Origin of the sequence: Vibrio sp. PID17_43, assembly GCF_002608565.1 — a bacterium.
Classification (GTDB): Bacteria; Pseudomonadota; Gammaproteobacteria; order Enterobacterales; family Vibrionaceae; genus Vibrio.
In genome coordinates, this window is the sequence record NZ_LIXM01000017.1 from 81,915 (window position 1) to 108,188 (window position 26,274).

Genomic DNA, 26,274 nt, shown 5'->3' on the forward strand with positions numbered 1-26,274 from the left:
ATTCATACTTTGCAAATTATTGACGTGTCAAAAACGAAAAAGGTGATCTAGTTACTATTTTTATGCGCTAGGTACAGTATCATGTTCAACATAAGTCAGGACGGATTTTCCAGCCAAAAACTCTGATGAATGGACTCTATACTGCAGAAATGGCTAATAAATAACTTCATTGTCAGAATTATCATCTAAGGATCCTGTTATGGCTACCCTATCTGATGCTCCAAAAACAGCAAACCAAGCCACTCGTATCGAAGAAGATCTATTAGGTCAACGTCACGTCCCTGCTGATGCTTACTACGGCATCCACACGCTTCGCGCGATCGAAAACTTTAATATCTCTAGCAGCACCATTTCTGACGTGCCTGAATTTGTTCGCGGCATGGTGATGACCAAGAAAGCGGCGGCATTAGCAAACAAAGAGCTAGGTGCGATTCCAAAAGACGTAGCAAACTACATCCTTGAAGCGTGTGATTTGATCCTTGAAACAGGTAAGTGCATGGATCAGTTCCCATCAGACGTATTCCAAGGTGGTGCGGGCACGTCAGTGAACATGAACACGAACGAAGTTATCGCCAACGTTGCGCTTGAACTGATGGGCAAGGAAAAAGGCCAGTACCAGTTCATCAACCCGAACGATCACGTAAACAAGAGCCAATCAACTAACTGTGCGTACCCAACGGGTTTCCGTATCGCGGTGTACAACAGTGTTCACCAGTTGATGGAAGCGATCGAATACCTAAAAGGCGCGTTCGAACTTAAAGCTCAAGAATTCAAAAATATCTTGAAGATGGGCCGTACTCAGCTTCAAGATGCGGTTCCTATGACGGTGGGTCAAGAGTTCCACGCATGGGCAGTCACACTAAACGAAGAGATTCGTGCACTAGATTACACGTCTAAGCTACTACTAGAAATCAACCTAGGTGCAACGGCGATCGGTACCGGTCTAAACGCACCAACAGGTTACCAAGCACTAGCGGTGAAACACCTAGCTGAAGTAACGGGCCTAGAAGTGGTTGCAGCAGAAGACTTAATCGAAGCAACGTCTGACTGCGGTGCTTACGTAATGACGCACGGTGCACTAAAACGTCTAGCCGTAAAACTATCGAAGATCTGCAACGACCTTCGTCTACTTTCTTCTGGTCCACGTTCAGGTTTAAACGAGCTGAACCTACCAGAAATGCAAGCTGGTTCTTCAATCATGCCAGCGAAAGTAAACCCAGTGATCCCAGAAGTAGTAAACCAAGTTTGCTTCAAAGTTCTCGGTAACGACAACACGGTTTCTTTCGCAGCAGAAGGCGGCCAGCTACAGCTAAACGTCATGGAGCCAGTGATCGCACAAAGTGTGTTTGAGTCTATCTCTCTGCTACATAACGCGTGTGTGAACCTACGTGACAAATGTATCGATGGCATCACGGTGAACAAAGAAGTTTGTGAGAACTACGTCTACAATTCTATCGGAATCGTGACTTACCTAAACCCATACATCGGCCACCACGAAGGCGATATGGTAGGTAAGATCTGTGCAGAAACAGGTAAGAGCGTACGTGATGTGGTTCTAGAACGCGGTTTATTAACGGCGGAAGAGCTAGATGACATCTTATCGGTTGAAAACTTCATGCATCCGACTTATAAAGCGAAACGCTACGAGTAATATTATTGAATAATGGGTCCCATACGGGACCCTTTTTTAGGCTTCTAAACGGTTAGCCACACTTTTTCTAAGCTTTATTACTGTGAGCCACGGCGATTCTGATTTTCTAAACACTTACATCAGCTCAAGTGTTCACAAAATCAGGATCAATAAAAAACTAAAAAGAGGTATCAATATGGTAATGGTCGAACTCTTCGTGGTTCTGCTCTTCATTTATTTGGGGGCAAGGATCGGTGGTATCGGCATTGGTTTTGCTGGTGGTGCCGGGGTCATTGCGTTGTCTATAATCCTAGGTGTTCCGACAAGCCAGTCTTACATCCCTGTCGATGTAATTCTGATCATCATGTCTGTCATTACCGCCATTGCGGCAATGCAGGTCGCTGGTGGTTTAGATTGGATGGTACAGGTTGCGGAAGACTTTTTGCGTAAACATCCAGAACGCATCACTTTTTACGCACCTATCGTGACATTCCTAATGACACTTATGGCCGGTACAGGTCATACGGCATTCTCTACTCTGCCTGTCATTGCAGAAGTAGCAAAAGGCCAAGGCGTTCGTCCTTCTCGTCCACTATCTATCGCGGTAGTCGCGTCGCAAATCGCGATCACAGCGTCGCCAATTTCAGCGGCCGTTGTTGCGTTTGCAGCAATGCTGCATCCGTTTGGCGTAGACTACCTAACACTACTGGCTATCTGTATCCCAACAACGTTTATCGCTTGTATGATCGGTGCATTCGTCGCGAACTTCATGGGCTGTGAACTTAAAGATGATCCTGAGTACCAACATCGTCTAGAAAGCGGGCTAATCAAGCTGAGTACTGAAGCTAAGCGTGAAATCCTACCGACGGCGAAAAAGGCGACATTCATCTTCCTTGGCGCAATCGCACTAGTCGTGTGCTATGCGGCAGTAATCTCTGGCTCTATTGGCCTAATCGAGAACCCTGCTCTAGGTCGTAACGAAGCAATCATGACCGTGATGCTTGCGGCAGCGGCTGCGATCGTATTGAGCTGTAAGATTGATGCCGACAAAATTCCATCGGCAGCAACATTCCGCTCTGGTATGACTGCATGTGTGTGTGTTCTTGGTGTGGCATGGCTAGGTTCGACGTTCGTTAACGCGCACGTTGATGACATCAAAGAAGTCGCCGGTGCTCTACTGGCTGACTACCCATGGATGCTAGCACTTGTTCTATTCTTCGCATCGATGCTACTTTACTCTCAAGGTGCAACGACGGTTGCACTAATGCCAGCAGCACTAGCCATCGGTGTCGCGCCATTAACCGCAGTTGCGTCTTTTGCAGCCGTAAGTGCGCTATTCGTACTACCGACTTACCCAACGCTACTTGCCGCGGTTGAGATGGACGACACGGGCTCGACTCGCATCGGTAAGTACGTATTCAACCACCCATTCTTCGTGCCAGGTGTTGCAACCATCGCGTCAGCGGTAGCGCTTGGCTTCGCATTTGGTGGCCTACTGCTCTAATAGAAACAGAGTCTTACTCAGGGAGCTTCGGCTCCCTTTTTTCATTTCCTTGAATTTACACTTATCGCTTAATAAATCTTCATTTCCGTGAAACTTAATGACTAGTCAGCAGGTCTGATTGAGTTACACTAACGGCAATTATCTAAGATGAATTAAACTTTTTATGCGCGTATTACTTTCCGTTTTACTCATAGGGCTTATTACTTTTTCCACACCATCACTGGCCTTATTTGGTAACGATCAGTTTGGGAGTAGCCAAAACAGCACCTTTGGCAACAGCAACGACAGCTTTGTCTCCGTTGATCAGGCTTTTCCTTTTAACTTCTATCAGCAAAACGACAAACTATTGTTAGATTGGCAAGTTCGCGAGGGTTATTACCTGTATCAAGAGCGTTTGTCCATTGCGGGCGAGAACGTTTCTCTTGGTAAACTAAAAATAGAAAACGGCACACCACATAAAGATGAGTTCTTCGGTGATGTTCACATTTATACTGACCCACTGTTTGTCAATGTGCCCCTACAAAACTGGCAAGAAGGTGCACGTGTGGTGGTTCAATACCAAGGTTGTGCGAAAGCTGGCTTTTGTTACCCACCAGAAACGCGCGTGATTCCTATCAGTGCGTTTACTTCAACGGGATCAGGCTCGGATCCAAATGCATCGACGACTGAACAAGCACCTACAGCAACACCACCAGCAATTGAGCAGCCAACTTCTGTCACAATATCAACGACACCAGTAACCGAACAAGATAACCTAGCCGCACATCTCGCGGACAACTGGTGGACACCGATGCTGTTTTTAGCGTTAGGGGTAGGTTTGGCATTCACACCTTGCGTACTGCCTATGTACCCGATCCTCACCAGTATCGTGTTAGGTAGCGGCAAGCTAAGCCAACGTCGCGCGCTTGGTCTATCGTTTGTTTACGTGCAAGGCATGGCGCTGACTTACACCCTACTTGGCCTTGTGGTAGCATCTGCGGGCATGCAGTTCCAAGCGGCGATGCAGCACCCTTATGTGTTGATTGGTTTGAGTGTGTTATTCGTGGTGCTCGCTCTGTCCATGTTTGGGGTATATAACCTGCAACTACCAAGCGGCGTGCAGACTTGGTTAAACAACCTAAGCAACAAGCAACAAGGTGGTAGCAGCGCAGGCGTGTTCGCGATGGGTGCGATTTCAGGCCTGGTATGTTCACCTTGTACCACGGCGCCACTGTCTGGCGCGCTCCTTTACGTGGCACAAAGCAGCGACTTACTCACCGGTGGTATTGCACTTTACGCACTGGCGATGGGGATGGGCATTCCACTGATTTTAGTGGCCGTATTCGGCAACAAGCTGCTCCCCAAAACAGGCGGTTGGATGAATCGCGTTAAGACACTATTTGGATTCATTCTACTAGCGGCGCCTATCTTCTTGCTTGAACGTATCTTGCCAGAGATATGGGCAACCGCATTATGGTCAGCATTGGGCATTGCGGCTTTTGGCTGGCTTTACCACATCAAGAACAGCTTGGAATTTGGCGGCTGGAAGCAAAGTGCCGTGGGCATCATCGCCGTACTAGGTTTGTTTGCTTCCGCACAACCCGCATTGAGCTACTGGTTTGGTGGCTCCGCCACACAAACACACCAAGCGACAGTGAGCTTTACTCGTGTCGCAACCGTAGCAGAATTGGAAGAACAACTTGCTCTGGCGAAACAGGCAGGCAAACCTGTGATGCTCGACTTCTACGCCGACTGGTGTGTGGCATGCAAGGAATTTGAGAAATACACGTTCCACGACCCAAGTGTCGAACCCAAGTTGAAAAGCTTTGTTCTGTTGCAAGCTGATGTCACCAAAAACCAGATTCAGGATATTGAGCTACTTAAACGTATGAATGTGCTTGGTTTGCCGACCATTGAATTCTGGGATGCCAGCGGAAAACACATTTCAAACGCACGCCTGACTGGTTTTATGGCTGCACAGCCCTTCTTAGAACACATCAACCAAATCGGTTCGTGACACATCAAACGCCAGCCACTTTTTCACTGGCGTTTTTTATTACCCAAATAAAATTGGGAAACTGGCGTTTATATGCGAATTTTCTAATAAAAGTCGATTTAGTTCAGACTTTTAATGGATAAATATTGTCCACCCTCTTAAAGGTGGACAATAATTCTTTTAACTAAACTAGCAAAAGTGTTTAACGTCATGGATTCGACCTACACCATTATCATCGCTGATGATCACCCACTGTTCCGCAATGCCTTGTTCCAATCCGTGCACATGGCAGTGAGTGGTGCCAATCTTCTCGAGGCAGACTCGTTGAGTGCGTTACTCGCATTGTTGGAAAAAGAAGAAGAACCTGATTTGGTATTGCTAGATCTAAAGATGCCGGGAGCAAATGGTATGTCTGGCCTGATCCACTTACGTGCAGAATACCCAGATCTTCCTATCGTTGTCGTGTCTGCCAGCGAAGAACCCGCAATAGTAACCCAAGTGAAAAGCCATGGCGCTTTTGGTTTTATTCCCAAGTCGAGTGACATGCGTGAACTGGTAAGTGCGCTCAACCAAGTTCTAAATGGCGACCCATTTTTCCCCGAAGGACTCATCACTAACAACGCCGCATGTAATGATTTAGCCGAGAAAATTGCCGCCCTGACACCTCAACAATACAAGGTGCTTGGCATGCTGTCAGATGGCTTGCTTAACAAGCAAATTGCCTATGAACTCAATGTCTCAGAGGCTACGATCAAAGCACATATGACGGCGATTTTCCGCAAACTGGGCGTCAAGAACCGTACTCAAGCGGTCATCCTGCTGCAGCAAATGGAACCTGAGCAGTAAAAATAGACCCAATTCACATGAATATGACGCACAAAGAACAGCAGACCATAAAATGGAAAATATAAAGGCTGCACCAAGCCGTTTTTTCATCCCTCAGTTAATCACCTAACTCTGGGAGGCCATACTTTGCTAAGTATTCTCATTACGCAATTTGTTGTTCTCTGGGCCGTCATCGATCCTATTGGCTCTGTGCCTGTCTACCTATCCCAAACTCAGCATCTAACGGTGAAGTAGCGCCGATTGGTCGCTCTTAAAGCCATCGCCATTTCAACTGGTGTGTTGCTATTCTTGCTCATTGCTGGTCAGTTATTGCTAGAAGCCATGCAAATTCCGCTTCCCGCATTCCAAGCGGCGGAGGATTAGTGTTACTCCTGTTTGCTCTCACTATGATTTTTGGTGAGTCTAAGCCGGATCAAGAAACCAAACTGTCTCAAGACGTCATTCACTCCGATCTCGCGGATCTTGCGGTTTACCCACTCGCGATCCCATCGATCGCTTCTCCTGGCGCAATGATGGCGATCGTCATGCTGACCGACAACAATCGCAACGCTATTATCGATCAAGCCATGACGGCAGGTGTCATGATTGTGGTGGTGCTATTAGTGACTCTGCTTCTGCTATTAGGTGCGAATACCATTCAAAAAGTCATTGCCAATGTCGGCGCCGCCATCATCAGCCGTGTTATGGGACTGATCCTCTTAGCGGCTGCGCTAAACAATTTATGGCTAGGGGTTAAAGATTTTTATACCTGATGAGCCAAACTCTTAGACCTTTGGCTAATTTAACAGCGCATTAACAGCACACTTTTATCCGCCTATACGCTCAAACGCCCTAAATATGGGCGTTTTTTCTTTTTATCGTCGCGACTAAAGTTGAAAAGAGTTCTTGCCAACACCTTGCTAATGTACATGTTGAAACATTTTATTAACAACAATACCAATCGTAAGGAGACGGCAATGGCATTTGAAAGCGAAGAACGAGCCAAAGCCTATTGGGACAAGAACGTAAAAATCATGATAAGCCTAATGGTTATCTGGTTCGTCGTGTCTTTTGGCTGCGGCATTTTATTTGTCGACGTACTTAATCAATTTCAATTAGGTGGATACAAGCTAGGTTTCTGGTTTGCTCAACAAGGCTCCATCTACACCTTCCTAGGTATTATTTTCTACTACGCGTGGAGAATGCGCCAACTTGACCGTGAATTCGGCGTAGATGATGAGTAAGGAGTAACTCAGATGGATTTGAAAACTATTACCTACCTAGTGGTTGGTGCGACCTTCATCCTTTACATCGGGATTGCCATTTGGGCGCGCGCTGGCTCAACGAAAGAATTCTATGTTGCAGGTGGCGGTGTAAACCCTGTCGCTAACGGCATGGCAACCGCAGCCGACTGGATGTCAGCGGCATCGTTTATCTCTATGGCGGGTTTGATAGCCTTTATGGGGTATGGCGGCAGCGTCTTCTTGATGGGCTGGACTGGCGGTTACGTTTTGCTGGCGATGCTACTTGCGCCTTACCTACGTAAATTTGGCAAATTTACCGTACCAGAGTTTATCGGTGAGCGCTTTTACTCAAACGCAGCACGTATTGTGGCAGTAATATGTCTGATCATCGCATCAGTGACTTACGTTATCGGTCAGATGAAAGGCGTTGGTGTCGCATTCGGTCGTTTCCTCGAAGTCGACTACGCGACAGGCCTTGGTATCGGTATGTGTATCGTATTCATCTACGCGGTAATGGGCGGGATGAAAGGCATCACCTACACGCAGATTGCTCAGTATTGCGTACTCATTTTAGCTTACACTATCCCTGCAATCTTTATCTCTCTGCAGTTAACTGGCCACCCTCTACCACAAATCGGTTTAGGTAGTACCATCTCCGGCACCGATGTCTATCTACTCGATAGGCTTGACCAAGTGGTGACCGAACTCGGCTTTAGTGAATACACCACATCCGTTCGCGGTGACACGCTAAACATGTTTGTGTACACCATGTCTCTAATGATTGGTACTGCAGGTCTACCACACGTAATTATCCGCTTCTTTACGGTACCTAAGGTTCGAGATGCGCGTACGTCAGCAGGTTGGGCACTCTTTTTCATCGCAATTCTGTACACTACAGCACCAGCTGTTTCAGCGATGGCACGCCTAAACCTAATGGACACGGTTAACCCTGCACCAGGTCAGCACCTTGCTTATGACGAGCGTCCAGACTGGTTCAAGAACTGGGAAAAAACTGGTCTGCTAGGCTTTGATGATAAGAATGGTGACGGTCTGATTGAGTACACCTCGAACCCGGCTACCAACGAGCTGAAAGTTGACCGTGACATCATGGTATTGGCGAACCCTGAGATTGCGAAGTTACCTAACTGGGTTATCGCACTGGTTGCCGCGGGCGGTCTGGCAGCAGCACTGTCTACTGCAGCGGGTCTATTGTTGGCTATCTCGTCCGCCATCTCTCATGACTTAATCAAAGGCGTGATTAACCCAAGAATTTCCGAGAAGAAAGAACTGCTTGCAAGTCGAATCTCTATGGCCGTGGCCATTGCGTTCGCAGGCTATCTCGGCCTCAATCCACCGGGCTTTGCTGCGGGTACTGTTGCGCTAGCATTTGGTCTGGCTGGTTCCTCTATCTTCCCAGCATTGATGATGGGTATCTTTAGCAAAGGCATCAACAAAGAAGGCGCGATCGCAGGTATGGTTGCGGGTATCAGTATCACGCTATTCTACGTATTCCAGCACAAAGGTATTCTGTTTATCCCTGAGTGGAAATACCTACAAAGCTGGGGCAGCAACTGGTTCTTCGGTATTGAGCCTAATGCATTTGGCGCCATCGGGGCTATGTTTAACTTCATCGTGGCATTCGCTGTGTCGAGAGTGACGGCAGAAACACCGCAAGAAGTGAAAGACCTGGTCGAGCACGTACGTGTACCAGTCGGTGCTGGTAGTGCGGTTGATCACTAAAGCTTAACTCAAATCCCAAAAGCCCCTTTTGGGGCTTTTTTATTCGCAAAATTAGGTTAACGTAACCAAGTATACCCAAGCAACTTTAGAACATTTTATTCAGCTCCTAGAGGTTGCTTAGGTATAACGTTGTAGCAAGGAAGCCAAAATGTTTAAGAACAAGCACTTTATTCTCGCCCTGTTGATTGCGCCAATTCTTTCCCTGATCGCCTATTTCGGTACTGATATGGCGTTGAGTGAAAAGCCTCATGCCGCTGAAGAAGGTCAGAGCTACAAGCTGGTGGGTAAATCCAATTGTCGCTATACCAGTGGATTGTGCGAAATGGTGAATGGTGATTTCAAGGTTAAGTTTCGCTCTGAAAAGTTCACTCAAGACGGCTTAGAACTGTCGCTTAATGCTGCCTACCCGCTTGAAGGGGTAAAAGTTTCTCTGGTCGATAGCCAAGAGCAGAATGCTCAACCTATTGATATGACACGTGCTGATAATGCAGGCCAGAATTGGTACATCACTTTACCAACACCAGCCTCTGCAGAAAGTTGGCTCAGGGTTGCAATTCAGGCTAACGGCTCACTCTATTACGGAGAGACTCAGACCGCATTCGTGAAGTACGAAACCCTATTTACGGAATAACTCTGACTAACTTCACACCAATAAAAGACCTCCGAACGGAGGTCTTTTATTAGGTAATTCTGTTTAAGACTGAGCGCAACTTCAGAGGCTTAACAGGTTTGGCCATAAAGCTAAAACCATTGGCTTTGATGCCATCAAGCATATCGTCCGTGCAGTCTGCGCTGATGATCACCCCTTCAAAGCCATTACCGAGTCGCAAACGACACTGCTGTAATACTTCCAAGCCTGTACGTCCATTATCAAGACGGTAATCAGAGAAAATGACATCAGGTACCCAATTATCTTCCAAAGCTTTAAGACTCTCGACGATATCAGTCGCAATACGAATGTCACAGCCCCAGCGCGAGAGCAAATTTTCCATACCAACCAAGATATCGGGCTCATTGTCGACACACAGAACCCGGATATGGATCAAGTCAGACTGTGCACTCTTCACCGCTTTAACCGGTTGAATGTGCGCCTTCTCCGCCTTGTCTAAAGTAATGGAGAATACACTGCCTTTTCCAAACCAAGACCGCATTGAGATCTCATGTCCAAGCACTTGCGCGATACCTTTTGAGATAGCCAATCCCAACCCTAGACCTTGATCAGAGCGTACCTGAGTGCCTCGGTTGAACTCCTCAAAAATCTCTTGCTGCTTCTCTTCTTCAATACCCATTCCGTTGTCCCACACCTCAATACGCACTCGCCCTTGGACACGACGTACACCGAGTGCTACTTTGCCATTTGGGCTATAACGAAACGCATTGGTGAGAAAATTCTGTACCACCCGACGCAGCAATTTCGGGTCTGATTTCACCATCATGGAAGATGGGATCATGGTGAACTCAATGCCTTGCTGTTTAGCAAGGGCACTGAACTCGGCATTTAGGTTTGCTAAGACATCATTGACCGCGAAACCATACACATTCACATCCAATTTGCCCGATTCTAAGCGCGAAATATCGAGCAAATCACCAATTAAGTCCTCTGCTGCTTCCAACGCACTCTCGATATGAGTAGACAGTTGTTGGGTTTCACTGTCTTTGGCAACTTCCGACAGTGAAGAAGCAAACAGACGCGCCGCATTCAATGGCTGCATCAAGTCGTGGCTTACCGCGGCTAAAAAGCGCGACTTAGATTGTGATTCATGCTCCGAGCGTTGTGTTGCAGCCACCAGTTGTTTGTTCAACTGCTCTAACTCACGGGTACGTACGCGAACGCGTTCTTCAAGGGTTTCATTGGCGTCTTTGAGTGCCTGCTCAGCATCGCGAAACACGGTGATGTCAGTAAAACTCATCACAAAACCGCCCCCCGGCATCGGGTTACCTTGCACTTCAATGACTCGACCATCAGGGCGGACACGAGAAGAAGTATGTCGCGTTCCTTGCTCAAGGTGATATACACGCCGCCGAACATGCCCTTCAGGGTCTCCGGGGCCACACAAACCCTGCTCAGCATTGTGGCGAATCACATCGGCAATAGGACGCCCAACCTGAATCAATCCAGGAGGGAACTCAAACAACTCTAAATAACGTTGATTCCACGCCACTAGCCGTAATTGCTTATCAACCACCGCAATGCCCTGGCCAATATGTTCAATCGCACCTTGCAGTAATCCACGACTGAAATCGTACAACTCAGACGCTTCATCAACGATAGTCGCCACTTCTTCTAGCTGCATATTCCTGCCTTGTAAGGCGGAAGTAAGTACTAACTTAGCAGAAGAGGCTCCGAACACGCCCGCAAGCACGCGCTCAGTATGACGAATCAGGGAAGATGGAGCTTGCTGGTTTGGTAGCAATTCTTCTCGCTGCTGATCCCAATAAGCTTTAAACGCTAATTTCACTCGCTTTCGGCCAACAAAGCGGGAAGCCAGCATCTCCAATTCACTGACCGTCACTCGGCTTTGATATAAACTGATGTTTTCACTTTCCGGCAACGGGGTACCCACAAACGATGCCGATTGTAAGCGTTCACTTATGCTTGGCCGCGTCGCCAGTGAAACGGCAACAAAACACACCGCATTCGCAACCACGCTAAGAATCATGCCCCAGTCCGACACAGCAATATCAAAATCAGCCAACAGCTCTGGCGGTGTGATAAGCCAAATCAACAAATTATTACTGGCGTCCCCAGCCAACATGTCGGTTTGGCTCATCAACGTGATCAACCAAATGGTGAAGCCCACTAAAAGTCCGACATAGACGCCTTTTTTGTTTCCCTGACGCCAATACATACCACCAATCAGTGACGGAGCAAATTGAGTGATAGCCGCAAAAGAGAGGAAGCCGATTGCGGAAAGTGAGTGGATACTATCTAACGCCTGGTAAAACCCCCATGCACCAATCAACAGGAGCAAAATTAGCGCACGACGAATTCGCAATAACAGCTCAGAAAAGTGATGATGGCTGCGCTGCGCTAGCCGCATGCGACGCAAGATCAGCGGCATCACGAGATCATTCGATACCATGATCGCTAATGCAATAGTCGAGACAATCACCATCCCACTTGCAGCAGAGGTTCCCCCTAAGAAAGCCAGTAAGGCAATATCGCTTGCCCCTACCGCCATGGGAACACTAATCACATAGGTATCTGCAGGACTGCCGCTTAATAACCCTTGCCCCACCCATGCTATTGGCAGCACAAAAGCGCCCATCAAAACGAGATATAAAGGAAACAGCCAACGAGCGACGTGGAGGTCTTGAGCGCGCTCATTTTCCACCACCATGGTATGAAATTGGCGAGGTAGGCAGACAATAGCCAGCATGGTTAATACGGTATGAATAAGCAGCGTCGGAATATTGGGAGATTGATACGTCTGAGCAGCGATGTCTGTCAGACTCACACTCTCCGTGTCCAATGCGAGCCAAACAATAAACACGCCCACCGTAAGAAATGCCACCAGCTTAATTACCGACTCAAACGCAATCGCCATCATCATGCCGCGATGATGCTCAGTATTATCAATATGGCGAGTACCAAATAACATGGTAAAGATTGCTAATGCCCCAACGACAAACCAAGAGACACTGAAATTCTGATGATCTAAGTTAGCGGCGAAGCCAGGGGCTATGATTTCTAGCCCCATCGTGATGCCACGCAACTGCAAAGCGATATAAGGCAAAATACCCGCCACAGCAATCAAGGTGACCGCGACAGCTACCCCTTGGGACTTGCCGTAACGAGCCGCGATAAAATCAGCAATAGAAGTAATGTGCTCACGCTTAGCAATCAAGATCAACCGCGCCAGCACACGCCAACCAATGGTAAAAACCAAAATCGGTGCGATGTAGATCGGTAAAAAAGACCAAGGGTTCGTGCTCGCCTGCCCGACAGTGCCATAAAAGGTCCATGATGTGCAGTAGACCGCAATCGACAAACTGTAGATCCAAGGTCGCCAACGCGCTAACCACCTCTTCTGTTTGTCACCGTACCAAGCGATTAAAAATAGGACTCCTAAATACGCCAAAGAAACGGGAATCACTAGCCATCCTTGCATCCGATATCCTTTCTTACTGTCATAAAAAAACCTCTCCACTAAAGAGAGGTTTTATTTAACACTGCTTTCTCAACAGAGACAAAGGTTAGTTTTTAATCTCTGTCACAGAAGCTTAATTCTGTGTATCTTGCACTTTCGCTGATAAGTCAATCACATGCAACTCAGCCTCTTGAGGCTCAAGCTTGATGAACAGCGCCCAAAAGCCCATTGCAGCCATGGCCCAGAACACATTCGCGCCCCAGTGTTCATACCCCCAACCACTAATAACCGTCATCGTTGCAATCACGCCGCCTAACGGGATGGCATTGTACAGTGCTTGCAACGCGACCATCTTATTTTCGGCCGAGTTCTGGATATATTGAATAGCAGCAATATGTGCCGTAGCAAACGTCACACCATGGAGCAACTGCACCACAACAAGCGCAACCAATGATGTTGTCGTTGCCGTCATCCCCCAGCGTAGCATGACACCGCCCGCCGCCAGCAAAAACAGAGTGCGTAAAGACCAGCCGGTAAACAGTCGCTTGCTCAATGCAAACACGGCAACCTCTGCTGCGACACCTAGGCTCCACAAATAACCAATCACGTCTTCTGAATGTCCGGCGGCTTTCCAGTGAATGGCACTAAAGCCGTAGTACGCTGCATGACTACCCTGAATTAACGCCACCAACAGCAAAAATTTCATTACCGGTTTATCGGTGAGCAGTGCGGTCAACTTAGGACGTTCTCCATGTTGGTCGCCAAGCGTCACTGGCATTGGATTCGTATTACGCATCACCAGCAGTAGAGAAACAAACACGCCTGCCATTGCGGTATACAGAATCATGTCGGTGCCATATTCCGCGACTAAATAGCCAACAACCGTTGATCCCGCAATAAACGCAATCGAGCCCCACAAACGTGTGCGACCATAGTCGAGCATTTTCAAACGTGCGTAGTAGTTCGCCATCGCATCCGACAGCGGAACGATCGGACCACAGCAGAGGTTAAACAACACCGTGACTAGCGCCATTAACCAAAAACTCCCCCCGCTGAAAAAGTGGAAACCAACAAAAATAAGCGCCGCAAAACTGAGCCAGCGTAACGCAGGCATTATGCGCTCAACTTTGTGTACGCGCGGTGTGATCACTATGTTTGCCACGCAGCGAGTCGCCAAACCAAGACCAACCAACAGGCCGATATCCGTCGCAGAGACACCTTGCTCTTTAAACCACAACGACCAAAATGGTAAGTAGACACCATAAGCAAAAAAGAACCCGAGAAAATACTGAGAAATCCAGCCATAAGGAGAAGGTTTCAACATCACGACATCCTAGAAAAACGAAACAAGCCAAACGAAAACGTTTGGGACGACGAATTATGGATCGCAATGGGTAAGAGAAAAAGGGAAGAATCAGCAACTCGTCGTTTCCCCTATGACACAGAATCAGAGATAACGCCTTTAAAATAGATTTATATTTGTGCTGATTTAGACCAAAGTCGTCTGGCTTCCAAGGAGAAATTTGTCAGACTTAGAAGGTATTCCTAACTAACGTTGGAACTTCTATGCCTGACAAATTCAATATTCAATCTCCACCGTTCAACCGTCTGACTGAGGCCCAGCAAACACGACTGCGTTCATCGTTGGATGTCGCATATTACCGAACTCGAGATGTAATTTTGGCTTGTGGGCAAACTAATAACCATCTGCACATCATAATTAAAGGAGCGGTAGAAGAGCGTTCAAAAGACCAAAGCGAAGTATTTGCTCACTACGCCAATGATGACATGTTTGACGTCCGTTCATTATTCGAAGAAAGCGTTCGCCATCAATATGTCGCTCTGGAGGACACCCTTTCTTACTTGTTGCCCAAAGACGTATTTCTCGAACTCTACAACGAGAATGGCCAATTCGCTGCTTACTTCGATAACAACCTTTCCAAGCGACAGGCCCTAATTGAAGCCGCGCAGCAACAACAGAATTTAGCGGAGTTCATTCTGACTAAAGTCGATAGCAGCATTTACCATCCACCGATGTTGCTAGCACCCGATACTCCTATCTGCGAGGTCACCAGAACTCTCAAAGAGAATGGGCTTGATGCCGCCTTGGTGGGGCTAAACGTAGACGACCCACGACTGACGCGCCACCCCTCTGAACATCCATACGCCATTATCACCCGCACCAACATGCTCCACGCAGTCATGCTAGAGGGACACCCTCTCGATACACCGGTCAGTGACATCGCTTCGTTTCCGGTCTATCACGTTGACGATGGCGATTTTCTGTTTAATGCCATGATCACCATGACGCGTAATCGCATGAAACGCTTAATGGTATGTGATGGCAATAAAGCAGTGGGGATGCTGGATATGACTCAGATCCTCAGCGCCTTCTCCACCCATTCACACGTACTCACTTTAAGCATCGCCAGATCCAGCAGTGTGGAAGAACTTGCTTTGGCTTCCAATCGACAACGTCAGCTAGTGGATAGCTTGCTAAAAAACGGTATCCGCACCCGCTTTATCATGGAGTTAATCTCAGCCGTCAATGAACAGATCATTGAGAAAGCCTTTGAGCTTATCGTGCCACCCGCTTTGCATGATCACTGTTGTTTGATTGTCTTGGGCTCAGAAGGGCGTGGAGAGCAAATTCTAAAAACCGACCAAGATAATGCCCTCATTCTTGAAGATGGCTTGGAATGGCCACAGTGCGAACTGGTCATGCAATCTCTCACCCACACCTTGCAACAACTTGGTTATCCACTCTGTCCGGGCAAAGTGATGGTGAACAATCCTAAGTGGGTCAAAACGCAGCAAGAATGGATCAATACCCTCGATGGTTGGATTACCAAAGCACAACCAGAACAAATCATGGACTTAGCGATATTCAGTGACGCTCATGCCGTTGCAGGTAATCGAGAATTACTCACTCCCGTTGCAGTACACCTCAGAGACAGCATGGAAGATCACATGTTGATTCTGTCTGATTTCACTCGCCCAGCTTTGCAATTTTCTGTTCCTCTTACTCTATTTGGTAACGTAAAAAGTGCTAAGGACGGGTTGGATATTAAGCGTGGTGGCATCTTCCCGATCGTGCATGGCATTCGCACCTTGTCATTGGAATATGCGATTGAAGAGAAGAACACCTTTGAGCGAATTAAAGCATTGCGGAACCAACGTATTTTGGAGCCTGAAACGGCCGATAACCTGAATGAAGCACTCAAACTGTTTTTTAAACTCCGACTTAGCCAACAATTGACTAAGCAAGAGACGCTCAACAATATCGACATCCAGCAGTTGGACCGAACTGAGCGTGATCTACTACGCCACAGCCTGCATGTAGTGAAAAAGTTTAAGCAATTTTTGGGCTTCCACTATCAAATCCGTGACTAAAGTCTTCGAACCCAGTCACATGAGAGGTAACAGAGATGAATTGGCTGCAACGTAAATATTGGTATTATCGATTAAAAGGCTCACCTTATCGATCGCTGTTTTGTCCTCCAAGTAAAGGCGAATTCGTCTCTCTCGACTGTGAAACCACCAGCCTAGACCCCAAGCGTGCCGAACTGGTCACCATCGCCGCAACAAAAATTATCGACAACCGTATTATCACCAGTAGACCGTTTGAAGTACGATTAAGAGCACCACAATCGCTCGATTCTGGTTCGGTGAAAATCCATCAAATCCGTCATCAGGACTTAGCCGATGGCATCAGTGAGAATGAAGCCCTATTAAAGCTACTGACGTTCATTGGTAATCGGCCGTTAGTGGGCTATCACATTCGCTATGATAAGAAAATTCTCGATCTTGCATGCCTGCGACACCTTGGTTTTCCTCTCCCTAACCCCCTAATTGAAGTGAGCCAAATCTACCATGACAAACTCGAACGACATTTGCCCAATGCCTATTTCGACTTAAGTCTTGATGCCATCTGTAAACATCTGGATCTGCCGATTCAAGACAAACACGACGCGCTGCAAGACGCCATTGCCGCGGCATTAGTTTTTGTCAGGCTAACCAAAGGCGACTTGCCCAGCCTAACCGTTCCCTATACGCAATAGCGCCATAATCAGCTTTCGATCCGCATCCCAAATTCGCATTTATGTCCGGAATTTTATGACACATATTTCACTCTCATCCTAAAGTCTAATTGTGGAAATAAGCGCTGTGATTGACAGTTATATGTACAACCTCGTTCTAGCCACGACTCATCGTTAAGAACGAAAAACAGCCTTATAAATATCTAAGGCCGAGAAATATAGGCACAAGGAGAGCAGCCATGAGCGAAGCCCACGTTTATCCGGTAAAAGAAAATATTAAGAACCATACGCATGCGGATAATGATACTTACCTAGCCATGTATCAGCAGTCGGTCACCGATCCTGAGGGCTTCTGGAACGAACACGGCAAAGTAGTGGATTGGATTAAACCGTTCACCCAAGTAAAGAATACTTCTTTCGATACGGGCCACGTGGACATTCGTTGGTTTGAAGACGGCACACTGAACGTATCTGCAAACTGTATTGATCGTCACCTTGCCCAGCATGGCGATGAAGTCGCGATCATCTGGGAAGGCGACGATCCTGCCGACGACAAAACCCTCACATTCAATGAACTGCATAAAGAAGTGTGTAAGTTCTCTAACGCACTAAAAGAGCAAGGCGTACACAAAGGCGATGTGGTTTGCCTTTACATGCCTATGGTGCCAGAAGCCGCTATTGCGATGTTGGCATGTACGCGAATTGGTGCGGTTCATACCGTAGTATTTGGTGGTTTCTCACCAGAAGCATTATCCGGTCGTATCATCGACTCAGACGCAAAAATCGTTATCACCGCAGATGAAGGCGTTCGTGGTGGTCGCGCAGTCCCACTCAAAAAGAACGTCGATGAAGCACTAACCAACCCAGAAGTGAAGACCATCGACAAGGTTGTCGTGCTAAAACGCACTGGCGGCGATATTGATTGGCATGAGCACCGTGACGTTTGGTGGCACGAAGCAACAGCCGTCGTTTCTGACGACTGTCCACCAGAAGAGATGAAAGCGGAAGATCCACTGTTCATCCTTTACACTTCAGGCTCAACAGGTAAGCCCAAAGGCGTACTGCACACGACAGGCGGCTACCTGGTGTACGCAACCATGACCTTCAAATACGTATTCGATTACCAAAAAGGCGAAACGTTCTGGTGTACTGCGGATGTGGGTTGGATTACTGGTCACACTTACCTAATTTATGGTCCACTGGCGAACGGTGCGAAAACCATTCTGTTCGAAGGTGTGCCAAACTACCCAAGCACGGCTCGCATGAGTGAAGTGGTTGATAAGCACCAAGTGAATATTCTCTATACCGCACCAACGGCTATTCGTGCCCTAATGGCAAAAGGTAACGAAGCGGTCGCTGGCACATCACGTTCAAGCTTGCGTGTGATGGGCTCAGTAGGTGAACCAATCAACCCTGAAGCATGGGAGTGGTATTACAAGACCATTGGTAACGAGAGTTCGCCTATCGTTGATACTTGGTGGCAAACAGAGACAGGCGGTATCTTGATCGCACCGCTACCGGGCGCAACAGATCTAAAACCAGGCTCAGCAACTCGTCCATTCTTTGGCGTACAGCCTGCGCTAGTGGATAACATGGGTAACATCATCGAAGAGACTGCGGCAGAAGGTAACTTAGTGATCCTCGATTCATGGCCAGGTCAGATGCGTACAGTTTACGGCGACCATGAGCGCTTTGAACAAACGTACTTCTCTACCTTCAAAGGCATGTACTTCACTAGTGATGGTGCGCGTCGTGACGAAGACGGTTACTACTGGATCACAGGTCGTGTTGATGACGTACTGAACGTATCGGGTCACCGTATGGGTACGGCTGAGATTGAATCGGCACTGGTTGCACATGACAAGATTGCAGAAGCGGCGATTGTCGGTATTCCTCACGATATCAAAGGTCAAGCTATCTATGCCTATGTGACACTGAATGATGGCGAGTTCCCTTCTGCAGAACTACACAAAGAAGTGAAAAACTGGGTACGCAAAGAGATTGGTCCAATCGCGACGCCAGATGTACTGCACTGGACAGACTCTCTACCGAAAACCCGCTCTGGTAAGATCATGCGTCGTATTCTGCGTAAGATTGCAACGGGTGATACCAGCAATCTTGGCGATACTTCTACGCTGGCCGACCCAAGCGTAGTAGACAAACTCATTGCAGAGAAAGCAGAACTGGCATAACACCTAACCACTGTTTTAAACGCTAGACCTAAAAGCCGCTATTACCTATGGCGGCTTTTTTGTGCGTGGGCGCAAAATAAACCACAAAAACCACGTGGCAATGATGTTGTTTTTGTTAACTCGGCAACAGAAACGGCGGGGGCGATTAGGAGATTAGACCAGTAAATTGCTGCTAATTGCTGTGAATTAGCTATAATCTTGGTCGATTTTTTAAAATTTGCTCGGTTTTAACAAAAAAATCGTGCTGAATTATCGTATATTTGGGAATATAAACGTTCTGCTCACGATAAAGGAAGATAGCTACATAATGCCAGCAAAGTCACGGATTCTCATTCTAAACGGACCAAATCTTAACCTATTAGGTCTGCGTGAACCGACACACTATGGTAACAACACCCTAGCGCAGATTGTTGACGCTTTAACTGAACAGGCTCACAACTCTGGGGTGGAACTTGAGCACCTGCAATCTAATCGTGAGTACGAACTGATAGAAGCCATTCATGCTGCATACGGCAAAGTGGACTTCATCATTATCAATCCAGCGGCCTTCACTCATACCAGTGTCGCGCTGCGAGATGCACTACTTGGCGTAGCCATCCCATTTATCGAAGTGCATCTATCGAACGTTCACGCACGTGAGCCGTTCCGTCACCATTCTTACCTATCTGATAAAGCAGAAGGGGTAATTTGCGGTTTAGGTGCACTAGGTTATGAATTTGCTCTGTCTGCAGCAATTGCAAAATTGCAGGCAAAGTAGACCAAACACTCTGCAGCCCTAAGGGTTGTCTTAATCACAAGATAAAAGAGAAAGAAAAGATGGATATTCGTAAAATCAAAAAACTAATTGAATTAGTTGAAGAGTCTGGCATTGCAGAGCTAGAGATTTCTGAAGGTGAAGAGTCGGTACGAATCAGTCGTCACGGCACAGTCGCAGCTCCAGCACCAGTTCATTACGCAGCAGCTCCTGTAGCAATGCAGGCTCCAGCAGCTGCGCCTGTAGCAGAAGCTCCAGCAATGGCAGCAGAAGCACCGGCGGCAGTTCCTGCAGGTCACCAAGTTCTTTCTCCAATGGTTGGTACTTTCTACCGCTCTCCAAGCCCAGATTCAAAATCATTCATTGAGATTGGTCAGAGCGTGAAGGCTGGCGATACACTATGTATCGTTGAAGCAATGAAGATGATGAACCAAATCGAAGCGGACAAATCAGGTGTTGTTACTGCAATCCTAGTTGAAGACGGCCAGCCAGTTGAATTCGACCAACCACTCGTTGTAATCGAATAAGCGGGGCTCGCCTTATGCTAGATAAAGTAGTCATCGCGAACCGAGGTGAAATAGCACTTCGTATTCTTCGCGCTTGTAAAGAATTGGGTATTAAGACGGTAGCAGTACACTCAACGGCTGATCGCGATCTTAAGCACGTACTACTTGCGGACGAAACAGTATGTATCGGTCCTGCTCGTGGTATCGACAGCTACCTGAATATCCCTCGCATCATTTCTGCAGCAGAAGTAACAGGTGCGATTGCGATTCACCCAGGTTACGGTTTCCTATCTGAGAACGCAGACTTTGCTGAGCAAGTAGAGCGTAGCGGTTTCATCTTCGTTGGCCCTAAAGCAGATACCATCCGCATGATGGGTGACAAAGTGTCAGCTATCAACGCAATGAAAAAAGCAGGCGTTCCTTGTGTACCAGGCTCTGACGGTCCACTAGATAACGATGAAGACAAAAACAAAGCTCACGCTAAGCGTATCGGCTACCCAGTCATCATCAAAGCATCTGGTGGCGGCGGTGGGCGTGGTATGCGTGTTGTACGTTCTGAAACTGAGCTTGTTCAAGCTATCGCTATGACGCGTGCAGAAGCAAAAGCCGCATTCAACAACGACATGGTTTACATGGAAAAATTCCTAGAGAACCCACGTCACGTTGAAGTACAGGTTATTGCTGACGGTCAAGGCGGCGCTATCCACCTGGGTGAACGTGACTGTTCTATGCAGCGTCGTCATCAGAAGGTAGTAGAAGAAGCACCTGCTCCAGGTATCACCGAAGAAATGCGTAAATACATCGGTGAACGTTGTACGCGCGCATGCCTAGAAATCGGTTACCGCGGCGCAGGTACGTTCGAATTTCTATACGAGAACGGTGAGTTCTACTTCATCGAAATGAATACTCGTATTCAAGTTGAGCACCCAGTAACTGAAATGGTAACGGGCGTAGACCTAATCAAAGAGCAGCTACGCGTAGCAGCGGGTCAGCCTCTGTCATTCACTCAGGATGACATCAAGATCCGCGGCCATGCAATTGAGTGTCGTATCAATGCAGAAGACCCAGAGCGCTTCCTACCTTCTCCAGGTAAGATTGAACGCTTCCACCCGCCAGGCGGCATGGGTGTGCGTTGGGAATCTCACATTTATACTGGCTATACCGTGCCACCTCATTACGACTCAATGATTGGTAAATTGATCACTTACGGTGAAAACCGCGATGTAGCAATTGCACGTATGAAGAACGCTCTAGGTGAGATGATCATTGAAGGCATCAAGACTAACATTTCTCTGCAGCAGTCCATCATGAATGATGAGAACTTCCAGCACGGTGGTGCGAACATTCACTACCTAGAGAAGAAGCTAGGCCTACAATAAGCCTTTGCTAACCTCATAATAAATGCCCACATCTGTGGGCATTTTTGTTTTGTATAAAGACTATACTCAAACAAACCGTAGAGTTCTGGTAAACTCTGCGCCACTTCATTCACTTTAAGAGCAAAAACAAATGCCTTGGATTCAAATCAAACTCAATGCGACCAATGAAAACGCTGAGCAAATCGGCGACATGCTAATGGAAGAGACTGGTGCGCTGTCTGTAACTTTCCTAGACGCGCAGGATACGCCTGTATTCGAACCTCTACCAGGCGAAACTCGCTTGTGGGGCGATACTGATATTCTGGCACTGTATGATGCAGAAGCTGACACCAACTTCATCATCAACCAAATCAAAGCAAGCGACATGTTGGTAGAAGGTTTTGCTTACAAAGTTGAACAGCTAGAAGACAAAGACTGGGAACGCGAGTGGATGGATAACTTCCACCCAATGAAGTTCGGTGAACGTCTATGGATTTGCCCAAGCTGGCGTGAAATCCCAGAACCAGACGCCGTCAACGTAATGTTAGATCCTGGCCTTGCATTCGGTACAGGTACTCATCCAACGACAGCGCTATGTCTTGAATGGCTAGAAGGTCTGGATCTGTCTGGTAAGACAGTTATCGACTTCGGCTGTGGCTCAGGCATCCTGGCGATCGCTGCGATCAAGCTAGGCGCAGAAAAAGTCATCGGGATCGATATTGATCCTCAGGCGCTACAAGCATCTCGCGACAACGCAGAACGTAATGGTGTAGCAGATCAACTTGAAGTGTACCTACCTCAAAACCAGCCAGAAGGTCTAATTGCAGACGTGGTTGTTGCCAACATTCTTGCTGGTCCACTGCGAGAACTAGCTCCAATCATTAAAAGCCTAGTGAAGCCAAATGGTGAGCTTGCGATGTCGGGTGTTTTAAACACTCAAGCAGAAGACGTAGCGAACCATTACCGTGACGAGCTTCACATTGACCCAATCGCAGAGCAAAGCGAATGGTGTCGCATCTCTGGTCGAAAACAAGGCTAGATATGGTTTTTAACGCTAATTGACTGAATTTTATGCAAATTGTAAAAACAATTTGTAAATGCTCAAATATTAGTCTTTTCACGCAGTAAAAAAATGCGTAAAATGCGCGCCCTTGCTGGTACAGAACTGTGATGACGTTTTGAAAATCGGAAACTATCAACTTAAGAACAATCTAATCGTAGCCCCTATGGCTGGTGTAACGGATAGACCGTTTCGCGAGTTGTGTCTTCGCTATGGTGCGGGAATGGCCGTCAGTGAAATGATGTCTGCTAACCCTAAGCTATGGGGAACGTCGAAGTCGAAACAACGCATGGTACACGAGGGCGAATCGGGCATTCGCTCTGTACAAATTGCGGGTTCCGATCCACAGCTTATGGCTGATGCTGCTCAATTCAGTGTTGAAAACGGTGCACAAATCATCGACATCAACATGGGCTGCCCAGCAAAGAAAGTGAACAAGAAGCTGGCGGGCTCTGCACTGCTTCAGTACCCAGACATCATCCAACAGATTTTGACTGCAGTAGTGGATGCAGTGGACGTTCCAGTAACGTTAAAGACTCGAACAGGCTGGGATACAGAAAACAAGAACTGTGTCCAAATCGCTAAATTAGCCGAAGACTGCGGCATACAGGCTCTTGCTTTGCATGGCAGAACGAAAGCATGTATGTACAAAGGTGAGGCCGAATACGACAGCATTAAAGCGGTTAAACAGGCTATATCCATTCCGGTTATCGCAAACGGTGATATCGATAGCCCGGAGAAAGCTAAGTTTGTACTGGAGTACACCGGTGCAGACGCTTTAATGATAGGACGCCCTGCCCAAGGTCGCCCTTGGATTTTCCAAGAAATCCATCACTATTTGGAAAACGGCACCACAATGGATGAGCTTCCAAATGAGGAAGTGAAAGCCATTATGCTTGGTCATGTTAACGCTCTACATGAATTCTATGGTGAGTTCTTAGGACCACGTATCGCGCGTAAGCACGTTGGCTGGTACCTAAAGGAGCATGAACAGGCAAGTGAGTTTCGCCGTACCTTCAACGCTATCGACGCGGCTTCGCTGCAGCTTGAAGCGCTAGAAGGTTATTTTGATAACGTTGCATCATAATTAAGAGAAGAGCTAGACCGAATATGTTCGAACAAAATCTGACTTCAGAAGCATTAACAGTAACTACAGTAACGTCACAAGACCAGATTACTCAAAAGCCTTTACGTGACTCTGTTAAAGCATCTCTTAAAAACTACCTAGCTCAGCTAAACGGCCAGGAAGTAACAGAACTATACGAATTAGTTCTAGCTGAAGTTGAACAGCCACTACTAGATACTATCATGCAGTACACTCGCGGCAACCAAACTCGCGCAGCAACGATGATGGGTATCAACCGCGGTACTCTTCGCAAGAAACTTAAAAAATATGGCATGAACTAATTCAAGTTCATCGCATATTTTGTAAAAAAGGCTTAGTTTATAATGACTAAGCCTTTTTTATTACTTCTCCAATACAGAGATAGAGCAGGCTAAAATTTCGCGCGTCTAAACGAAACATTAGTCAATACGGATAGAATGAAGTGTGACCTGTACTGGTTGAGATAACAAATAAAATATATATAATCAAAGACTTATACCGAGATAAGGAAATAAACACATGATTTATAAAGAAAGGGAAGATTGGCTTCATGCCATCCTTAATTCTCTTCCTGATCATGTCTTTATCCTAGACAAACAAGGTCGCTATATCGAGAGCTTCGGTGGCACCTACCATTCCAAACACTTCAATGCAGAGAGTTACACCAACCTCTACCTCAGTGACGCCCTCTCCTCTAGCAAAGCTTCAGAGCTTTTAAGCTATATAGATGACGTCATTGCTTCTAACGAGCCTAAAGTCGTTAAATACAGTATAGCCCTACAAGATCATCTTCTTATGCCTATAGAAGAGTTAGAAGCGCTTGAGAATCCAGAAGAGACTTGGTTTGAGGCAATTATCAAACCAGTCGATAACGCCATAGATGATTCAAACTGGGTGATTTGGTCTGTTCGTGACGTAACCAAAAACCACCTACTCGAAAAGCGCTTAAAATACCTCTCTGAGACAGATGAATTGACAGGCGTCCTGAACAGAAGAGCTTTTCAAATCAATCTAGAAAACGCGCTCAGTGCGCATTTAACCCAAGCCAATACTCTATCCTGTCTAATGATCGATATTGATCATTTTAAAGATATCAATGATCAGGTTGGACACTTTTCTGGTGACCGCGTGATCAGCCATGTTGCAAAGATCTGTCAAACAGCAATTCGTGGTAGCGATTTTATTGGTCGACTTGGCGGAGAGGAGTTTGCAGTGATTCTATCAAACACCAGTGCGATACAAGCTTACGACGTTGCAGAGCGCATCAGACAAGCTATTGAAAGCGCTCCTTGCTGTGTAGACGGTATCGAAATCAATACGACGGTTAGTATTGGCGTGGCTGAATATAACAAACAGGTACCAACAACAAAAAAATTAATGATCAGTGCAGACAAAGCTATGTACTATTCAAAACATGCTGGCCGTAATCAAGTGACACTTCACCATGACGGTATTCCCGATGTGAAAATTCAACATTCATCAAACCTTAAAATACAACGAGTATCTTAACTCTCGATAAATTTATTTATATCAACTCCCCTCCCAGCCCTCCCCAAAACATTAAAATTCAAAATTTTAGGGCTTTTGTAAAGTACACCAACAGAACCACTTCGTATTTAAATCTAGGTGATGATTTTATTTAGCCTTAGCCTTGGACGTGTAGTGGCGCACTATCACCCCAATTAGAACTACCATTTGGAGCCTTCGAGTATGGTTTTAAGATGAAGAAAACTTTGTTCAACAAAATATCCCCACTCAACGCTGAACTGAGCAAAGAGCAAAACCAAAATGGGTAACACAACTACTATTGAAATACGTGTATTTATTTGGCTCAGAAAGCCGAGTGACCAAAAAGATAGACGAGAAACTAGATTAACCTTAACAGTTAATTTCTCAGGTTAGTATTAGTTAAATATTACACATACGAAAAAGCCCTAGCATTACTGCTAGGGCTTTGTCTGAATAAATGGCGGAGCGGACGGGACTCGAACCCGCGACCCCCGGCGTGACAGGCCGGTATTCTAACCAACTGAACTACCGCTCCACACGGAGATAAAACTTTTGTTTTATCCGATACTTGTCGTTCAGAACAAGTACCTTAAATTAAAAGCCTGGCGATGTCCTACTCTCACATGGGGAAGCCCCACACTACCATCGGCGCTATTTCGTTTCACTTCTGAGTTCGGCATGGAAATCAGGTGGGTCCAAAATGCTATGGTCGCCAAGCAAATTCTGTTTCGGTTTCACTTT

19 protein-coding genes, 1 tRNA gene, 1 rRNA gene and 1 pseudogene are annotated in these 26,274 nt (G+C 46.8%); 18 read left to right on the forward strand and 4 right to left on the reverse strand.

Going from position 1 to position 26,274, the window contains the following annotated elements:
• The first annotated feature begins 199 nt into the window (after positions 1-199).
• The 8 genes and pseudogenes from aspA to AK965_RS13465 all read left to right on the forward strand — a co-directional run bounded on the left by aspA (position 200) and on the right by AK965_RS13465 (position 9,549).
• A complete protein-coding gene (gene aspA, locus AK965_RS13430; RefSeq protein ID WP_099080081.1) occupies positions 200-1,651 on the forward strand; it encodes an aspartate ammonia-lyase in 1,452 nt (483 codons plus the stop codon).
• 175 nt (positions 1,652-1,826) lie between these two features.
• Positions 1,827-3,134 carry an anaerobic C4-dicarboxylate transporter gene (locus AK965_RS13435; RefSeq protein ID WP_099080082.1) on the forward strand — a complete coding sequence of 436 codons (1,308 nt, stop codon included), beginning with the start codon at positions 1,827-1,829 and terminating at the stop codon, positions 3,132-3,134.
• 163 nt (positions 3,135-3,297) lie between these two features.
• Positions 3,298-5,130, forward strand: a complete 1,833-nt coding sequence (locus AK965_RS13440) for a protein-disulfide reductase DsbD (protein WP_099080083.1) — start codon at positions 3,298-3,300, stop codon at positions 5,128-5,130.
• Between the two features lie 189 nt (positions 5,131-5,319).
• The gene (locus tag AK965_RS13445; RefSeq protein WP_099080084.1) at positions 5,320-5,955 is read left to right on the forward strand and encodes a response regulator transcription factor; all 636 of its coding nucleotides are present in this window, start codon (positions 5,320-5,322) and stop codon (positions 5,953-5,955) included.
• A gap of 126 nt (positions 5,956-6,081) precedes the next feature.
• Positions 6,082-6,707: pseudogene (locus tag AK965_RS13450) on the forward strand (MarC family protein).
• Between the two features lie 204 nt (positions 6,708-6,911).
• A complete protein-coding gene (locus AK965_RS13455; RefSeq protein WP_099080085.1) occupies positions 6,912-7,178 on the forward strand; it encodes a DUF4212 domain-containing protein in 267 nt (88 codons plus the stop codon).
• Between the two features lie 12 nt (positions 7,179-7,190).
• Entirely contained in the window at positions 7,191-8,918 is a 1,728-nt protein-coding gene (locus AK965_RS13460; protein ID WP_099080086.1) for a sodium:solute symporter family protein, read from the forward strand.
• A 148-nt stretch (positions 8,919-9,066) separates the two neighbouring features.
• The gene (locus tag AK965_RS13465; protein ID WP_099080087.1) at positions 9,067-9,549 is read left to right on the forward strand and encodes a hypothetical protein; all 483 of its coding nucleotides are present in this window, start codon (positions 9,067-9,069) and stop codon (positions 9,547-9,549) included.
• Positions 9,550-9,598: 49 nt separating this feature from the next.
• Here the strand turns inward: AK965_RS13465 and AK965_RS13470 are convergent, their stop codons facing one another.
• Complete coding sequence (locus AK965_RS13470) at positions 9,599-13,030, reverse strand: PAS domain-containing hybrid sensor histidine kinase/response regulator (RefSeq protein ID WP_099080088.1); 3,432 nt, start codon at positions 13,028-13,030, stop codon at positions 9,599-9,601.
• 112 nt (positions 13,031-13,142) lie between these two features.
• Positions 13,143-14,333 carry a 3-phenylpropionate MFS transporter gene (locus tag AK965_RS13475; RefSeq protein WP_099080089.1) on the reverse strand — a complete coding sequence of 397 codons (1,191 nt, stop codon included), beginning with the start codon at positions 14,331-14,333 and terminating at the stop codon, positions 13,143-13,145.
• A gap of 242 nt (positions 14,334-14,575) precedes the next feature.
• Between AK965_RS13475 and AK965_RS13480 the strand changes: the two genes are divergently transcribed.
• The 10 genes from AK965_RS13480 (at position 14,576) to AK965_RS13525 (ending at position 25,533) form a co-directional block, all read left to right on the forward strand.
• Positions 14,576-16,402, forward strand: a complete 1,827-nt coding sequence (locus AK965_RS13480; RefSeq protein ID WP_099080090.1) for a DUF294 nucleotidyltransferase-like domain-containing protein — start codon at positions 14,576-14,578, stop codon at positions 16,400-16,402.
• A 35-nt stretch (positions 16,403-16,437) separates the two neighbouring features.
• Positions 16,438-17,070, forward strand: coding sequence for a 3'-5' exonuclease (locus AK965_RS13485; protein ID WP_099080091.1), 633 nt, complete (start codon positions 16,438-16,440; stop codon positions 17,068-17,070).
• Between the two features lie 218 nt (positions 17,071-17,288).
• Entirely contained in the window at positions 17,289-19,241 is a 1,953-nt protein-coding gene (gene acs, locus AK965_RS13490; RefSeq protein ID WP_099080092.1) for an acetate--CoA ligase, read from the forward strand.
• A gap of 307 nt (positions 19,242-19,548) precedes the next feature.
• Positions 19,549-19,998, forward strand: coding sequence for a type II 3-dehydroquinate dehydratase (gene aroQ, locus AK965_RS13495; protein WP_099080093.1), 450 nt, complete (start codon positions 19,549-19,551; stop codon positions 19,996-19,998).
• A gap of 59 nt (positions 19,999-20,057) precedes the next feature.
• Positions 20,058-20,522, forward strand: a complete 465-nt coding sequence (gene accB, locus AK965_RS13500; RefSeq protein WP_099080094.1) for an acetyl-CoA carboxylase biotin carboxyl carrier protein — start codon at positions 20,058-20,060, stop codon at positions 20,520-20,522.
• A 14-nt stretch (positions 20,523-20,536) separates the two neighbouring features.
• Entirely contained in the window at positions 20,537-21,880 is a 1,344-nt protein-coding gene (accC, locus tag AK965_RS13505) for an acetyl-CoA carboxylase biotin carboxylase subunit (protein ID WP_099080095.1), read from the forward strand.
• Between the two features lie 130 nt (positions 21,881-22,010).
• Positions 22,011-22,898, forward strand: coding sequence for a 50S ribosomal protein L11 methyltransferase (gene prmA, locus AK965_RS13510; RefSeq protein WP_099080096.1), 888 nt, complete (start codon positions 22,011-22,013; stop codon positions 22,896-22,898).
• Positions 22,899-23,037: 139 nt separating this feature from the next.
• Complete coding sequence (dusB, locus tag AK965_RS13515; protein ID WP_172438148.1) at positions 23,038-24,006, forward strand: tRNA dihydrouridine synthase DusB; 969 nt, start codon at positions 23,038-23,040, stop codon at positions 24,004-24,006.
• A 23-nt stretch (positions 24,007-24,029) separates the two neighbouring features.
• Positions 24,030-24,326 (forward strand): DNA-binding transcriptional regulator Fis, encoded by a 297-nt coding sequence (gene fis / locus AK965_RS13520; protein WP_000462885.1) that lies wholly within the window; start codon positions 24,030-24,032, stop codon positions 24,324-24,326.
• A 217-nt stretch (positions 24,327-24,543) separates the two neighbouring features.
• Positions 24,544-25,533: a sensor domain-containing diguanylate cyclase gene (locus AK965_RS13525; protein ID WP_099080098.1), complete on the forward strand. Its 990-nt coding sequence runs from the start codon at positions 24,544-24,546 to the stop codon at positions 25,531-25,533.
• A gap of 458 nt (positions 25,534-25,991) precedes the next feature.
• Here AK965_RS13525 and AK965_RS13530 read toward each other — a convergent pair.
• Together AK965_RS13530 and rrf are read right to left on the reverse strand one after the other, a co-directional pair.
• Positions 25,992-26,068 (reverse strand) — tRNA-Asp (locus AK965_RS13530).
• 65 nt (positions 26,069-26,133) lie between these two features.
• Positions 26,134-26,250, reverse strand: a 5S ribosomal RNA gene (gene rrf / locus AK965_RS13535).
• Positions 26,251-26,274 lie beyond the last annotated feature (24 nt).

Excerpts from the sequence above, each read along its gene's own strand:
- aspA (WP_099080081.1), top strand. The coding sequence starts at position 200 with ATGGCTACCCTATCTGATGCTCCAAAAACAGCAAACCAAGCCACTCGT.
- AK965_RS13435 (WP_099080082.1), top strand. The coding sequence starts at position 1,827 with ATGGTAATGGTCGAACTCTTCGTGGTTCTGCTCTTCATTTATTTGGGG.
- AK965_RS13440 (WP_099080083.1), top strand. The coding sequence starts at position 3,298 with ATGCGCGTATTACTTTCCGTTTTACTCATAGGGCTTATTACTTTTTCC.
- AK965_RS13445 (WP_099080084.1), top strand. The coding sequence starts at position 5,320 with ATGGATTCGACCTACACCATTATCATCGCTGATGATCACCCACTGTTC.
- AK965_RS13455 (WP_099080085.1), top strand. The coding sequence starts at position 6,912 with ATGGCATTTGAAAGCGAAGAACGAGCCAAAGCCTATTGGGACAAGAAC.
- AK965_RS13460 (WP_099080086.1), top strand. The coding sequence starts at position 7,191 with ATGGATTTGAAAACTATTACCTACCTAGTGGTTGGTGCGACCTTCATC.
- AK965_RS13465 (WP_099080087.1), top strand. The coding sequence starts at position 9,067 with ATGTTTAAGAACAAGCACTTTATTCTCGCCCTGTTGATTGCGCCAATT.
- AK965_RS13470 (WP_099080088.1), bottom strand. The coding sequence starts at position 13,030 with ATGCAAGGATGGCTAGTGATTCCCGTTTCTTTGGCGTATTTAGGAGTC.
- AK965_RS13475 (WP_099080089.1), bottom strand. The coding sequence starts at position 14,333 with ATGTTGAAACCTTCTCCTTATGGCTGGATTTCTCAGTATTTTCTCGGG.
- AK965_RS13480 (WP_099080090.1), top strand. The coding sequence starts at position 14,576 with ATGCCTGACAAATTCAATATTCAATCTCCACCGTTCAACCGTCTGACT.
- AK965_RS13485 (WP_099080091.1), top strand. The coding sequence starts at position 16,438 with ATGAATTGGCTGCAACGTAAATATTGGTATTATCGATTAAAAGGCTCA.
- acs (WP_099080092.1), top strand. The coding sequence starts at position 17,289 with ATGAGCGAAGCCCACGTTTATCCGGTAAAAGAAAATATTAAGAACCAT.
- aroQ (WP_099080093.1), top strand. The coding sequence starts at position 19,549 with ATGCCAGCAAAGTCACGGATTCTCATTCTAAACGGACCAAATCTTAAC.
- accB (WP_099080094.1), top strand. The coding sequence starts at position 20,058 with ATGGATATTCGTAAAATCAAAAAACTAATTGAATTAGTTGAAGAGTCT.
- accC (WP_099080095.1), top strand. The coding sequence starts at position 20,537 with ATGCTAGATAAAGTAGTCATCGCGAACCGAGGTGAAATAGCACTTCGT.
- prmA (WP_099080096.1), top strand. The coding sequence starts at position 22,011 with ATGCCTTGGATTCAAATCAAACTCAATGCGACCAATGAAAACGCTGAG.
- fis (WP_000462885.1), top strand. The coding sequence starts at position 24,030 with ATGTTCGAACAAAATCTGACTTCAGAAGCATTAACAGTAACTACAGTA.
- AK965_RS13525 (WP_099080098.1), top strand. The coding sequence starts at position 24,544 with ATGATTTATAAAGAAAGGGAAGATTGGCTTCATGCCATCCTTAATTCT.